This is a genomic window from Cryomorphaceae bacterium 1068 (assembly GCA_027214385.1).
In the GTDB taxonomy this organism is placed as follows: domain Bacteria; phylum Bacteroidota; class Bacteroidia; order Flavobacteriales_D; family Cryomorphaceae; genus JAKVAV01.
In genome coordinates this window covers 1-14,146 of the sequence record JAPVXR010000022.1, presented here as the reverse complement: position 1 = coordinate 14,146, position 14,146 = coordinate 1, and the positions used below count along the sequence as shown (strand labels likewise).

The 14,146-nt window shown below is 40.7% G+C and carries 11 protein-coding genes; all 11 read right to left on the bottom strand.

Features of this window, described 5'->3' with window-relative positions:
- Window positions 1–4 precede the first annotated feature (4 nt).
- The 11 genes from O3Q51_17830 to O3Q51_17780 all read right to left on the bottom strand — a co-directional run bounded on the left by O3Q51_17830 (window position 5) and on the right by O3Q51_17780 (window position 13,886).
- Window positions 5–4,372 carry a CusA/CzcA family heavy metal efflux RND transporter gene (locus O3Q51_17830; GenBank protein ID MCZ4410681.1) on the bottom strand — a complete coding sequence of 1,456 codons (4,368 nt, stop codon included), beginning with the start codon at window positions 4,370–4,372 and terminating at the stop codon, window positions 5–7.
- 562 nt (window positions 4,373–4,934) lie between these two features.
- Window positions 4,935–5,345: a transcriptional repressor gene (locus O3Q51_17825; GenBank protein ID MCZ4410680.1), complete on the bottom strand. Its 411-nt coding sequence runs from the start codon at window positions 5,343–5,345 to the stop codon at window positions 4,935–4,937.
- The gene (locus tag O3Q51_17820; protein ID MCZ4410679.1) at window positions 5,345–7,444 is read right to left on the bottom strand and encodes a Piwi domain-containing protein; all 2,100 of its coding nucleotides are present in this window, start codon (window positions 7,442–7,444) and stop codon (window positions 5,345–5,347) included. Before O3Q51_17820 ends, O3Q51_17825 begins: the two co-directional genes overlap by 1 nt.
- A gap of 22 nt (window positions 7,445–7,466) precedes the next feature.
- Window positions 7,467–7,757 (bottom strand): helix-turn-helix transcriptional regulator, encoded by a 291-nt coding sequence (locus tag O3Q51_17815; protein ID MCZ4410678.1) that lies wholly within the window; start codon window positions 7,755–7,757, stop codon window positions 7,467–7,469.
- 119 nt (window positions 7,758–7,876) lie between these two features.
- Window positions 7,877–9,694 (bottom strand): DUF3987 domain-containing protein, encoded by a 1,818-nt coding sequence (locus tag O3Q51_17810; protein ID MCZ4410677.1) that lies wholly within the window; start codon window positions 9,692–9,694, stop codon window positions 7,877–7,879.
- A gap of 3 nt (window positions 9,695–9,697) precedes the next feature.
- The gene (locus tag O3Q51_17805) at window positions 9,698–10,618 is read right to left on the bottom strand and encodes a BT4734/BF3469 family protein (GenBank protein ID MCZ4410676.1); all 921 of its coding nucleotides are present in this window, start codon (window positions 10,616–10,618) and stop codon (window positions 9,698–9,700) included.
- Complete coding sequence (locus O3Q51_17800) at window positions 10,605–10,901, bottom strand: helix-turn-helix domain-containing protein (protein MCZ4410675.1); 297 nt, start codon at window positions 10,899–10,901, stop codon at window positions 10,605–10,607. Before O3Q51_17800 ends, O3Q51_17805 begins: the two co-directional genes overlap by 14 nt.
- A complete protein-coding gene (locus O3Q51_17795; protein ID MCZ4410674.1) occupies window positions 10,898–11,197 on the bottom strand; it encodes a helix-turn-helix domain-containing protein in 300 nt (99 codons plus the stop codon). The genes O3Q51_17800 and O3Q51_17795 overlap by 4 nt, the downstream gene beginning before the upstream one ends.
- A 231-nt stretch (window positions 11,198–11,428) precedes the next feature.
- Window positions 11,429–12,445 carry a hypothetical protein gene (locus O3Q51_17790; protein ID MCZ4410673.1) on the bottom strand — a complete coding sequence of 339 codons (1,017 nt, stop codon included), beginning with the start codon at window positions 12,443–12,445 and terminating at the stop codon, window positions 11,429–11,431.
- Window positions 12,442–13,536, bottom strand: a complete 1,095-nt coding sequence (locus tag O3Q51_17785) for a site-specific integrase (GenBank protein MCZ4410672.1) — start codon at window positions 13,534–13,536, stop codon at window positions 12,442–12,444. Before O3Q51_17785 ends, O3Q51_17790 begins: the two co-directional genes overlap by 4 nt.
- Window positions 13,533–13,886, bottom strand: a complete 354-nt coding sequence (locus O3Q51_17780; protein MCZ4410671.1) for a helix-turn-helix domain-containing protein — start codon at window positions 13,884–13,886, stop codon at window positions 13,533–13,535. Before O3Q51_17780 ends, O3Q51_17785 begins: the two co-directional genes overlap by 4 nt.
- Window positions 13,887–14,146: the final 260 nt, after the last annotated feature.

The following is a 14,146-nucleotide window of genomic DNA, read 5'->3' as shown; positions in this document are numbered from 1 at the left end:
TATATTATTGACCAATCAGGTATTCCAGATTGATAATGGCCTGGTTGTACCCGTTTAATGTATTGAGATAATTGAATTTCAGTTCCAGCCCCTGATTTAGATTTTGAAAATATTCCACATAATCTATGGCTCCATTCTCGAAACTCTTTTGAGCATTGCCAATGATGAGATTTGCTTGTGGAATTGCTTTGTCCTTATAGTAGCTCAAGCTCCCCCCGTATTTGAACACTTCCTGTAGCTGCTGTTCGTACTGCCCCTGAAGGACGGAAGTGTAGTAATTAGCATTGGTTTCGGCCATCTGCTCTTTGAGCTGGGCTGATTTTATATTGGCCTTATAAGAACCGTAAAATATCGGTATTGAAATGCCAACTTGCACTCCGGAAAATCGATTAGAAGGGCCTGCAATATCACCAGTTGTAGTTAATTGTCCTATTAGTGATTGATTGAAATATCCGACTGATAACCCGGGCAGCATTTTGGACGACTGGACTGCTTTTTCAGCACCAGCAATATCAATCTGCTGTTTGGCATAGGCAAGTAGAGGATTATTGGCTACTTGTGTTGAATCCTGAATACCCGCCATAGTCCTTTCGGCTAAGACCCCTGGCATAAAGTGGATTCCGGTTGTATCGTTCAGGAGGATACGAAGCTGCTTCTCCTGAATGGCAATGTCCGATGCTATTAGTTTAAGTGTATTTTGGATTTCCATCACCTTGGTTTCTGCTGCTGCTTTTTCCAGGTAGCTGGTAGCTTCCGTTTCATAACGGATGGTGGCTGCATGTAGAAACCGACCATAAATAGTATCCTGATACAACAACAACTTTTCCTTTTCCCTTAAATAGGCAAGTTGATACCAACTTTGGCGGATGTCTCGTTTCAGGCTGTTCTCAGTTACCGCCAGTTGCATCTGGCTTCCTTCCGTCTTTTCTTTTGCCAGTTTGTGCTGGTTGGTATAGACCGTTGGAAAATCAAATTGCTGGGTCAGGTTAAGTGCAAAATCATTTTCAAAACTGTTGTACTGCCCATATTGTGCACCTATATTGGTCTTGCCCGGATCAAAAGCAGCTTTTTTCCCTTGTTCCTGCAACTCGATATTGGTTTTCGCTACCTGCACATTGCCGTTATTCGATAAACCGATCCTGAGGGCTTCCTCTAATGTGGTGACTGTTTTATCTTTAGTCTCTTGAGCTTTCAGTTCACCGGACGAAAAAAGAGTGAATCCACCAATCAGTATCAGAATAGTCATGGCTTTGGGTATCATTACTTTGGAGCTTCTGTTTTCTACCCACCTGTATAATATAGGAAGCACAAATAAGGTAAGTAAAGTGGCTGTAATCATTCCGCCAATTACCACGGTCGCTAAGGGTTGCTGGACTTCTGCACCTGCCGAGGTAGAAACAGCCATTGGCAAAAAGCCAAAGACATCTGTGAGTGCTGTAAGAAGAATTGGCCTTATCCGCCTTCTTGCGCCTAACCGGATACGTTCATTCAAATCGCTTACACCTTCATCCTTCAGTTCGTTCCATCCACTTATGAGTACCAATCCATTTAATACCGCTACTCCAAAGAGTACAATAAAACCAACGCCTGCTGAAATACTGAACGGCATATCTCTCAACCATAAAGAGAAAACCCCTCCAATGGCTGCCAATGGAATGGCCATGTATATCATCATGGATTGTTTGAAAGACTTTAGAGCAAAAAATATGAGTAAGAATATCAATCCCAAAGCAATTGGCACAACTACTTGTAAGCGTTTACTTGCTCGTTCCAGGTTCTCAAAAGCGCCCCCATACCGTATGTAATAACCAGGGGGGAGGTCAAGCTTTGCGTCCAACTTTTGCTGAATTTCTTCTACAAGTGATTTTATATCACGTCCCCTGACATTGATGCCTACATAAGTCCTGCGGTTGGTATTATCCCGGCTGATTTGCATGGGGCCTGGTTGGTAGCTTATGTTTGCTACTTCTTTCAGAGGGATTTGTGAGCCGCTGGGTAAACTAATGTAGAGGTTCTTTATATCGTCAATGCTTTTACGGTGTTGTTCATCTAGTCGAACGACCAAATCAAAACGTTTTTCACCTTCAAAAATTACCCCCGCCTTACCACCTACAAAAGCTGATTGAATCAACCTATTCAGGTCTTGGATATTTACCCCATATTGAGCCAGTTTATTCCGGTTATACTGCACAGTCATTTGGGGAAGTCCTGTTGTTGCCTCCACACGCATATCACCTATGCCTTGAGTCCCGGCAATAATCTTTGATATTTCTTCCGCTTTTGCGGCCAAGATATTGATGTCTTCCCCGTATAATTTGATGGCAATATCCTCCTTAATTCCTTCTAACAATTCGTTGAACCGCATTTCGATGGGCTGGGTAAACTCGAAATTGACACCTGGTATCTTTTCCAGTTCCTCTTTCATTTTATATATCAGATCGTCTTTGCTTTCGGCAGAAACCCATTCTTCCTTGGGAGCCATTATGACGAATACATCTGCATAATCAAAGGGCATAGGATCTGTTGGGATTTCGGCAGACCCAATACGGCTAACTATCTTCAGTACTTCAGGAAACTTAGTCTTAACAATACCTTCTATTTTGGTGGTGGTTTCGATGGTTTCCGATAGCGAGCTACCCGGTTTTAGAATAGCATGAAATGCAATATCTCCTTCATCCAACTGTGGAACAAATTCTCCACCCATGCGTGAGAAGGTAAAGACCGCCAAGCCGAGCAATACAACCGCTGAAACGATTACCCATTTGGCTTTTTTTAATGCCCTACCCAATGTGGGGTCATAAATATTCTCAAGCCAAAGGACAAAACGATCACCCCATGAAGCTTTATTACTGTTGCTTGTACGAATAAACCAAGCCGACATCATAGGAACATAGGTTAGGCAAAGGATCATAACACCAATCATGGCAAACATGAAGGTGAGTGCCATCGGCTTGAACATTTTACCCTCAACACCTTGTAGGGCAAGAATCGGGATAAACACTATGAGTATAATGAGTTGACCAAAGAAGGCAGCATTCATCATTTTGCTTGAGGCCGAATAGGATACTTCATCTCTAACCTGTGCAGTGATGTTCTGTTTTTTCAATACACGTTCATGAAGGAGAAATACGGTGCTTTCCACAATTATTACAGCACCGTCTATAATGATTCCGAAATCAATGGCTCCCAGGCTCATCAAATTTGCCCAAACGCCAAAAACGTTCATTAATACAAAAGCAAACAATAAGGATAGGGGAATAGTTGATGCTACGATTAATCCACCACGCCAATTCCCAAGCAGAAACACCAAAACAAAAATGACAATCAATGCCCCTTCCATCAGGTTAGTGCTGACTGTGTCTGTTGTTTTTGCTATGAGTTTACTTCTGTCAAGTAGTGGTTCAATTACAATACCTTCAGGTAAGGATTTCTGAATTTCCATCATGCGTTCTTTCACACGAATTATTACATCATTGGAGTTGGCTCCTTTGAGCAATAACACTAACCCACCTACAACTTCTTCACCATCCTGCGTTAGTGCACCATAACGAACCGCATTACCATATTGAACTTTTGCTACATCCTTGATTCGGATAGGCAGGTTATTCACATTTTTAACCACTATGTTCTCAATGTCTTTCAGATTTCTGGCTAAACCTTCGCCTCTAATAAAATTGGCTTGATGGTTTTTCTCGATATAAGCGCCACCTGTATTCTGATTGTTGGCTTCCAGTGCATTGAAAATATCAAGAATAGTAATGCCAATTGCCTTCAGTTCATCTGGGTTGATGGCCACTTCATACTGTTTCAAACTTCCTCCAATGGCGTTTATTTCTACCACTCCGGGAACCATTGCCATTTGCCTACGCACAATCCAATCTTGCATCGTGCGTAAATCAGTGGGAGTGAATTGGCCTTTGTGAGTAGAATCTACTTTTAGTGTGTATTGATAGATTTCTCCCAACCCGGTGGATATTGGCCCCATTGAAGGCTCACCAAATTCTTTTGGGATACTTTCTTTGATTTCTGCAAGCTTTTCAGCCACTAATTGCCTTGGCAGATAAGTTCCAATATCGTCTTCAAAAACGATAGTTACTACCGATAAACCAAATCGGGAAACCGAGCGGATTTCAGTTACACCGGGTAGGTTGGCTACTGCCACCTCCACTGGATAGGTAACAAACTGCTCAATATCCTCTGTGCCCAGGTTCGGAGCTTGTGTAATGACCTGTACCTGGTTATTTGTAATATCCGGCACAGCATCTAGCGGTACTTGGGACGCACTCCATAAGCCACCAATAATGAGGGCAATGGTGAGCATGCCAATAATAAGCTTGTTTTTTATTGAAAATGAAATTATTTGATTAATCATAGCTTTACTTTTATCAGGATCTCTTGATAAAGAAGTCCTGATGTTTATGACTTTTAAACATGTTGATTTGGAAATACAAGCCGTACTGTTCTATTGGACTGTAGGCGTAGTGGTGGTTATTGAATATCACACATGTGACTTGAAAATCACATGTGTTAATACCTTTGAATAAGTAAGCAATAACCTATTCGGAGAACTTTGGGGGATGCCAAATGGCATTGATTAAATTAAAAGAAATACCATTGTTGTAGTTTCTGGGCAACTTATTATTATCCGCAAATACCAGATTGATAATTACCCTATTGTTTCCAAAAGAGATTGCATGTACATGACTACATTGACAACCGCAGAGTGGGGGGCAATTTTCGTTATCCTGATTTCCGCTCTCCTGCTGACTAGATTCTGTATTTGAGTAGTTGTAAACACCATCATACGAGTTACTACGACAAGCTCCCTCAATAGGGACTGTGGAGAGCATCAGCGTAAACGTGGCGAATATCAAAGATAAATACTTCATTGGTCACAAAGATAATGAAGCGATAGTGCAACCCGATTGCAAAGGTTATTGGTTACACTTATCGCATAATCCTTTAATGACCATGTTAGCTTGTGCCATTTTAAAATTATTTGGTAGATTGACTAAAGGAATAGGGTGGTCTAAAAGGCAAAAAGTCATTTCACATGAAGTGCAATAGAAATGATAATGAAGGTCTTCTGGATCGCAATTGCAGCCTTCTACACATACAGCATACTTGGTCATCCCTGAGCCATCTTCGATACTATGGATCACCTTATGATCTTCAAAAGTTTTTAGTGTGCGAAAAATTGAACTTCTGTCTGATTGATCGAGACCAACTTCAATGTCCTTTAAAGACTGTGCTTTCTTTTGTTCTAATAGGTAGCGCAGTACTACTATCCTTACAGCAGTCGGCTTTACGTCCTTAATTTTAAATATTTCTTCTATTCTGTCCATTACAAGAACCAAAGGTTGTCTTTTCCAAATTCAGGTATTTCATTACCATCAAAATGAGGGAGCATTTCTGCGACCATTTCAGGGTATTTGATGGTAACTGGTAAGTTCTGTTGTCTTACTGATTTCCAATACATACGGCTGAACTGATACACCTGATCTATCAATTCTTTTACGGTCTTATATTCCTCTACCAGCTCTTTTTCTGTGCAAAAGATTTTCAGCTTGATCGGGAACGGAAAACCGTCATGGAAGCTGTAAAATTTTGGATTGTATCGTGTGTTGTTGAATAACAGGAATTTATTGTACCCAACCTTTATGAATGTGCCACTCATTGGCATAAGGTCTTTCCAACTGTTGTCAAATGCAACAATGTCTGAGGATTCTGTTTTGTTGATGGACACTATAAATACCGGAATGTCTAATCCAAGGTCTTTGAGGCCGTCTTCTATTGGTTGAAGTTCATCTTGCCTCATACTCTTGTAGAAGTGTATCACAAGCCGTTTGATGCCTGTATTTACATTAGCATACTCCTTTACTGCCCTGATAATTGAACCTGCTAACTCCTTTGTTTGGTCTTTTTGGAAGCACTCAAAACGGTTGAATTTCCCATTGTTAGCGAAGCTAAAAGCACTTCCTATATATTGTATGTCAACTTCTGAGTTTCTAAATGCTCCAATGCCTACTATCAATTCATTTTTGAGCTTTGTATCCAGCTTCCAAGGGATGCCGTTCAGTTTGGCTAAAATGGCGATAGCAATATTCGGTAGGCTGTAATAGTACTTTTCGTTGGTCAATACCTTCTCTCCGTCAATTACCTGTGAGGATACGCCTTCTTTCAGTAGCAATTCTTTCAGCTTGTAGTATATCTTCCTTCTTGATTTGTCTGGTGAGTTCTTGGAGAATGGACTGATATAAATGGCGATGTACTGAATGTCAGATTCAAAGTGTTTATTGGTAATGGCTTCATAGATTTCTGGCCATGGATCATCTCTGTCATCAAACCTTATACTGAATCCTTTTTCAGTATGGTATGGCGTATGAATAAACTTGGTCAATCCTTTGAAGCCAAATTCTGATCCTTTGAAATAACCGTCCATCTTCTGGGCGATGTGTTGATCATCTTTATGGAAGATGAAAAAGAAGTGGATTTTAGAAGTAGAGCTGAAATCAAAGGGGCCATGCTCTTTCATTCCATCCATTGGCACAATACCAGACTTTTGTTCACCGAATAAAAGTCGGTTACTGGAATTGTTGACTGACCCGACATTGATTTTATTAACTGGTATGAATCCATTGGAGGTAATTGGAATGATTGCTTTGAACTCCTCTGTATTCAGGTATTGATTGTAGAACTTGTCGATTCCCTCTCTAAACTTTTTGTACTTATTGGTTTTGTCCGGGGCTTCCGTTCCTTGCATTAATGCATCTCTGATTTCGAAATTCCATACTGGATACACCTTGTCATATTCTCTTTTACCGCTATCAGGTAACTCATCAAAACGGTACAGACCCTTTTCATACACTACCCAATTAATATCTGTCGGTGATACATCCTCTAAAAGAGTGGAGACAGGAACTTTGAAGATTTTGGATTTACCTTCAAATGTCACCAACAATTCAAGACTGTCGGAAACTGTCTTAAACTGTACTTTGAGTGAGAAGCGGTCGAATATCTTGTACTTGCCTGTGGTGTCTTGTTTGGCACTTGGAAGCCAAACTTCTGTATCACTTACAAAATTGGGCTTCACTAAAAATCCTTTCTCCTTGAAATGGCTATGAATGAGTGAATTGTAATATCTCTTTAGTACTGAAGTGGAAAAGGTAGAATTACGGATGGTATATGACCGTTCTTCTCCTTGCTCATTTGTCTTGGTCTCAAACTGTGGACTTGTTGGTTTTGATACCGCTAAGAAACCTTCGGCCTCAACTGTAAATGATGTGTAATAGTGGTCTTGCTCTCCATACTTTTCAATGACTTCATCTGGCACTAAGGATTTGTAAATCCGTGTGAGGTTGGCTTGTTCCTGGTCAGTGAAGTAAAAGGTTTGTTCTTCCTGAGGATGATTGAATGTGAGTATGTTGAAGGTATGGCTAGGCATAAAGATGTACTGTTTGGTTAGTTCATTTTTTTAATTGTAATTTTTTTAATGCCAATTCGACAATTTCCTCAGCTAGCGGTTCTTTGATTAAATCGTATGCAATTTTTTCACTATATGCTTGAACGAGTAATTCCTCTTCTGTAACCTTTAAAATCAAAGCGAGCTTTTCAATTTGTTTTCTTGTTGGAAGTCGATCACCATTCTCAAACTTGCTTATCATAGAGGTGTCCACATCTGTAGCAGCAGCGACTTGTCGCATTAATAGCCCTTGTTTTGTTCTTAATGCTTTCAGTCTAGAACCGAAGTTATCCATGTTGGCAATATATTACTTGACAAATAATGCCAAATATAGGAAAGAAAAAGAAGAAACGAAGTAGGTAGATTTGTGGATTTAATGTTTCAGGATTTTAAGGAAATGGAGGATACCAAGGATTAATTTTCCTTAGCATCCTCAGAATCCTGAGTATCCTCAATCGAGGTGTTTATGTAGTTGTCCTGAGACTCACGGTGAAGCAGACCTGATTTGCAGAAGTCAGTGATATAGCCCTCTGCCGTTTTGTGAGGAATGCTCAAAGCTGCTGCCACTTCAAGGTACTTTTGACGGTTGAAGTGTTTGGGTAGCTTATTCAAGAATTTCTCTTTCCTATTTAATCGAGTAGGTTTCTGTACGTCTTCCGGGAGTTCTGCAAATACTTTACTCGAATGCTTTACCAACACTTTGACCATTGCAAGCGAAGCTTGAAAGTCTCTTTCTTCACAAATCATCTTTGATGATGTTTCACCAGTCTCCATGATCCGCAAAGCGGAGAATATCATGCAGAAACGATAGGCAATCAATCCCAACCTTCGGATGGTTGCCATGTAGTCGATTCCTTGAATGCTCATATACTTTTCTTGTATCTGACCAAAGAACTGATTGAATTGGTCTTGCTGGTCAGCGGTGAGAAAGAATTGAACATCCTGTCCAGCTTTCAACGAACTGTAAAGGTTAAAGAACTCATTTCCTAACGCATCAAAGTAGTCATCTAATCCATTGGTAGTTTGCGAAGCAAATACATTCTTCCACACTGGCCGAACATTCATGTAATAGAATATGAAACGGCTGAATAAGCCGTTTTCTGCATTCGGGATTAGTGCTGCTACTTGCTTGGGCGTACCTGACAAGACAGTAGAAAGACAAGGGCTTTCTATGTCCACATATTCACGGTCTGTCCTGCGATAATAGGAAATAGTCTCATGGTGAAAGGCTTTTCTAAAGCCGTCACTATAATTGCCGTAATCGCTCTTAAAAGCATGTGCAAGTGTGTCACCCTCAGTTTCAAATATCAGTCCTTTACCGTCACTATCACCCAATAATTGATAAGCTCCTGTGGAGCTGTTATTGGCGGGGATAAAGAGCATCTTTTCGGGTGGCTTCTCGGGTTTCTCTATTCCTTCAACTTTCCCTTTGTTGGCGTTGTATTCAGCCAATTCCAGTTCGTAATGTTGCTTGTGGAGTTTGGCTTGCTTCCTGAACTCTTTGTGTACTGGATTCACTAGTTGACGACAATGCACCAAACGACCTTTACCTGCCGAGGCTTGGGCGGTAATGAATAGAAACAGATTGGAATAGACACGCTTGCCATCATAGATGCCTGACACTTTGGGTAAACAGGCACTAATAGCCACTAAGGAGCCAAGGAGTAGAATATCCCTTTCCTCATTAGAAGTGGCTATCTGTATTACCTTTTGCAAAAACTCAGGAAGTTCAGGAAACAAGGAATCAGGAAAGGTTGGCATTTGCTCTGGTTCTTTCTTGATTTCTGCCTGACTATTGAGATTCTTGCTTTGATTCTCAGACCTGCTAGCAGGGCTGTAAGTCTGTCTTTCCTGCTTTGGGGTAGTCAATGGTATTCCTGCTTCCTTGGCATGATAAAAGAAGGTTTTCAGGGAAACTCCCTGACCTCTTGCCTTCATGCAATTATCAAACTGCTTGTCGCATTCCTGTGTAGAATATTCAGGATGATATTGACTAACACGGTGGAACAGGTTTCTACCTGTCTCACCAAACTCATCCGCAAAGGCAAAGCCGATATTTACCCAATCGCTGTAAGCGGAGGTAACATCTATACGGCTGGCCTCAATGCCTTGAATGATTCGTTCAACTTCTTCGAGTTGTGTATTTGTAGTGTAATTGCTTTGCTCTGTAACTTTTACTTGTTGGTCAGGCTTATCAAGCCATTCCAACGGATTGAATGTTTTTCGCTCCATAACCTATATGTATTTAGGGTTGATGAATATGTCTGTATCGTGCGGAAGGAAACATGCTCTTGAAATGTCCTTTCCTGATTGGTCTACTTCAATCTGGTAGGTGTGGGAAACGTAGTTTGCCACTGCCTTGAAATAGTCCTGGTGTTTTGCCTGTGTCAAATCAATCGGTATTACCCATTTCAACCCATCACCTGAAGGAGATACAAACAGTAGCTCCGTTTCAAAATAATGGTCATTGAGTAATGATTGCTTGAGCGTTGGGATGTCCTCAATGTGGTCAAAATCGATTGTAAGCAAACCTGAATGTCTTTGGAGGTTTGCATCATTCCGCTTAGAGAATGAGCCTGAGAAGGTCACATAATCGAATTTTTGAGCCTTGTACTTACGGGCATCCTTTGGCTCTGAGATATTGCGAAGTGTACTTGTACACGTAGCAAAATCATTGCCTTTGATGAGGTGGTACACCTCAATCAGGGAGACTTGGCGACTTGGTTTCACATTAGAAACAGGTTTTTTGAAATAGCTAAATACTGGCGGTGTAGGCTTTTGAATTTCAGGAATAGCAACAGCAGGTTGCGTTTCCTCTTGATGATAAAAACCTCTTTCCTTGCCAATTCTCAGGTATAGTTCTTCATTGATCTTATCGAGAAGGGCTTGCCCTTCGAGGCTGAAATGCAATGAAGCAAAATCAAAGACATTGCCCTGTGCAATGGCTTCTTCTGTATCTGTGTGTGTAGCAATGCCGTCAACTACTTTAACCATCAATGTGGGCTTGTCCGCATTGAATGGATTCTTAGCAGGTTTACAGTCCCGGCCCGAAAGGGATAGGACTGTTTCACCCTGATAGTAGTGGCGTAACACATGGGCATAGATATTCAGGCCGTAGTGTGTCTTGCTTAATATGGCTTCTCTACTTATCTCCATAATGCTTTGATTTTGAAGGTGAGTAGTTGGATTCCAGTAAAGCTTCCATGTCAGAAACTTTGTAATAGAACTTGCCATTGATTCGGCTGTAGGGAAGAACCCCACTATCCCGAAGGGATTGAAGGGTTCTTTTGCTAATATGCAGCGTTTGCATCACTACCTGTCCGTCAATCCATTCATCACTGAATTGCTCCAATCGTGACTTATGGAAATTGAGGAGGTAGGCTTTGATTGTTTTGATGTCCTGTGCAAGTGTCAGGAGCATATCGAATACCTCTGTCATAGCTTTACCCTCCCTTTCTTGATTAGGTAATCCGCAGCTCTGCGGTCTATTTCTTCCTGAGTAGAATTGCGGTTGCGAAGCAACCAGCTTTCTAACTCCGTTCTCTTGAAATAGAGCTTCTTTCCGTTTGGCTTGTAGTGTGGAATATTACCTCCACTTGTCAACTTGTATAAGTGTGACTGTGAAAGCTCCAAGTACTGGCAAGCCTCATTGAAGTTTAAAACTTCTTTCGTGTAAATCCCCTGGCTCTCAATTAGGCGTTGGAGATTTTCAAGACGTTCAATTATTTCGTCCATCTTAAATCGTATTAAGAATTAATGAATGGACTCTTGGCCAAAAGTCATATCCGATTGTCGAATACGATGCTAAAGTAGGAGGCTAAAAGGGGCGTTATGAGGCTCTAAAGCATGGTGCAGTGTAGAGTGCAGAGTGCAGAGTGGGCTGTAAAAATTGATAGTCCACTTTTAAGGTAAAAGAGGACTAAACAAAAACAGAAAAAAGATAAAAGGAGTATAGTGCAGAGTGGACTATATCAGGTGCGAAACTGCCTTTTCTATTTTATCTCCTGTCAGGTTCGGTCTTTTTAAAGACCTGAACTTTGACCTGTCAAAGGAATTCCCATCAGTATCAACGAAGCATAGGCAAGTCACTTCCCATTGCTTTTGCTTTAGATCATCCACCAACTTATGTTCTGAGTATATCAGCTTAATGAAATAGAATAGCTCGCTGATATTTCCTGTCCATTCTATAGGTGTTTTGATTTCACCTCCTGAGAATACCTTTTTGAAGTTGAGTAGGGTTGTGGATTTGCTAATGAAATGATTCAGCTTTAGGCTATCCCATAAATCGGTCAATTTATCTGGGTTGGTGTTTAGCTGCTTGTAGGTAAATGAATGAAATGAATTTGCCGTTGCTGCGGTTTCCGTTTTGGCTGCTGGTAATGGTTTGGATTCAACTTCAATTACTTGAACTGGTTTCAAGAAATGTTTGTCCGGGACAGGTTCTAAAAGTAGTTGGCTGTAAAAGTCCTCCAGTATGAATTGATCTTCTATCCAAGTGCTGAAAGCATTTTGGATTTCTAAGTAAAGCTGCATGTATGCAAGCTTTAGAAGCTGTAAGATGAATGTGTTTGCCTTGTGAGTTTGGTCTAATTCAAAGGATGTTTTTTTAGGATCTATGTACGTCAGTGCATAGTCCTTTTCTTTAATGAGCTTTCCAAGGTCTTTTAAACGTGTTTTAATCCGCTTGTTAAGTGTGTCTTCAAGCCAATACTTGATTAAGTTTTCGTTGTTGTCCTCCTTGATCAGCTCGACAAGCCTGACACATTCTGATTTGACATTATTCAATATTAGTTTGGAATAGTACTTTGTTTTGTGATCGAATGGCCTGTGAAAGCTGATTTCATATTTGAATTGAAAATCTGTGGAGGCTTCCTTTACGCTACTGAGTTTGGAAGCATACTTTTGATCAAGGCTGTTTTTTCCTAACCAAGGGCGAAGCTCTTGGTACAGGATGTCGTCAAGTAATTTGGTTTGATTGCTCATAGGTCAAGTTTGATTTTGTTGGCTGCTTCCTGTTTCTTTTCATCTATGATTTTGGCATAGACTTGGGTGGTCTTCAATTCCTTATGGCCTAAGAGCTTTGAGACTGTGTAAATATCAGTTCCTGCCGTAAGCTGCAAAGTGGCATAGGTATGACGGGCACAATGGAAAGTGATGGTTTTGGAGATACCAGCTTTCATCATCCATTGTTGCAATTTCAGGTTATGCCATGCAGAGTATTTCAATCCTTTGAATACTCGCTCTTCTGGAGCTTGCCTTTCACCGAGCAAGCCAAAGGCTTGTTCTGAAATAGGGAGGGTTTCTGCTCCCTTGGTTTTCTTTTGTCTGAATCGGATGTAATACCCGTTATCATTTGAGTGCTGCACCTCTGACCAGAGTAGCTTATTAATGTCTGACCACCGCAAACCAGTAAGGCATGAAAATATGAATGCCGTTTTCATCTGAGGTATTTCACATTCCGTATTGGCTGCTGCTTGCAGTTCCTCCAAAGTCAGAAATTCTCTTTCAGGTTCACCTTGTTTAAAGGCGTCAACTCCTTCACTTGGGTTGGTAGGTAGAATACCGTCTTTCACTGCTTGCTTTAAAGCTGCTCGCAGCTTGTTAAAGTAGGAGTACTTAGAATTTTGAGATAGTTTCTGGTCACCATGTGCAATAGCCTTCTTATCAAGGTAGTATTTGAAATCCTGAATAAACTGTCGGTCAATATCTGAGAAGGATACCTCATAGGAACAGAAAGCCTTTAGATGTTTCAGCATACTTGTCCAATTGCCGTAATTGCCTGGACTGTCTTGTCTCTGGTTGGCAAGTAGCTCAATATATGCAAGGAAGCTGCCTTTTAATTTCTCATTGTCTCGGAATCCATAAACACCGTTTTGGATTTCGATTTGTCGCTGTGCTCTAATAGTCTCGGCTAATTGGAGTGTCTTTTTATTGACTTCCTTTTCCTCCTTAGTCTTTGCATTAGGAGAAAGGTATAATTTGAGGTATTCGGTTTTCCTTTTCCCTTTGTGGTAGTAGTCGAGGTATAGACTGGTCTTGCCACCTTGATTACGTTTTCTTAGTGTTACTTTCATGCCTGAAACAGTTTTTCGATTTCTTCTCTCTTGATAATGGTTCGGCTCCCAATTTTTGCAGCTTGTATTTTTCCGTTCTTTATTTGACGGTACAGGGTCATTCTACTTGCTCCTAGTAGTTTGCAGGTTTCGGCAATACTTAGAAAGTCTTTGTCTCTGACTTGCTCCTGATTGTATTCTTGTTTCTGTACCGCAGTAGGGGCAATCTCCTGTACCTTCTGATCTCTCTTGCGTTTCTTGTAGGCACGCTTAGCACAGTTATCACCACAGAATTTGGTCACAGTAGTCTTGGCGATAAACTCAGTACCGCAATGCTGACAGATTTTGGGAACTCGAATGTTGCTGCTCATGGTGTTTCCTTTTTCGGCTTGTTTCTGTATCAGAGTGTACCCCTTTGTATCAGGATGTATCTCTATGTAACATAATCTCGCCACTATCTTAAAAATCTGTTGCTAACAACAAATATTGAATGGTCAGCAACAAATTAGTAACGAAAGATAGGAAAAAATAGGAAAATTAGCAACAAGTAAAGGAAGTAAAAACAGTCTAAAATCAAGAAAAGGAAGGCTTTAGCGTACTATATGAAAAGTAATTACTTTCCGATACAAAA

Coding starts and splice junctions, on each gene's coding strand:
- O3Q51_17795 (MCZ4410674.1), bottom strand. CDS start 11,197: ATGGACGAAATAATTGAACGTCTTGAAAATCTCCAACGCCTAATTGAG.
- O3Q51_17820 (MCZ4410679.1), bottom strand. CDS start 7,444: ATGCCTAGCCATACCTTCAACATACTCACATTCAATCATCCTCAGGAA.
- O3Q51_17780 (MCZ4410671.1), bottom strand. CDS start 13,886: ATGAGCAGCAACATTCGAGTTCCCAAAATCTGTCAGCATTGCGGTACT.
- O3Q51_17810 (MCZ4410677.1), bottom strand. CDS start 9,694: ATGGAGCGAAAAACATTCAATCCGTTGGAATGGCTTGATAAGCCTGAC.
- O3Q51_17785 (MCZ4410672.1), bottom strand. CDS start 13,536: ATGAAAGTAACACTAAGAAAACGTAATCAAGGTGGCAAGACCAGTCTA.
- O3Q51_17830 (MCZ4410681.1), bottom strand. CDS start 4,372: ATGATTAATCAAATAATTTCATTTTCAATAAAAAACAAGCTTATTATT.
- O3Q51_17815 (MCZ4410678.1), bottom strand. CDS start 7,757: ATGGATAACTTCGGTTCTAGACTGAAAGCATTAAGAACAAAACAAGGG.
- O3Q51_17800 (MCZ4410675.1), bottom strand. CDS start 10,901: ATGACAGAGGTATTCGATATGCTCCTGACACTTGCACAGGACATCAAA.
- O3Q51_17790 (MCZ4410673.1), bottom strand. CDS start 12,445: ATGAGCAATCAAACCAAATTACTTGACGACATCCTGTACCAAGAGCTT.
- O3Q51_17825 (MCZ4410680.1), bottom strand. CDS start 5,345: ATGGACAGAATAGAAGAAATATTTAAAATTAAGGACGTAAAGCCGACT.
- O3Q51_17805 (MCZ4410676.1), bottom strand. CDS start 10,618: ATGGAGATAAGTAGAGAAGCCATATTAAGCAAGACACACTACGGCCTG.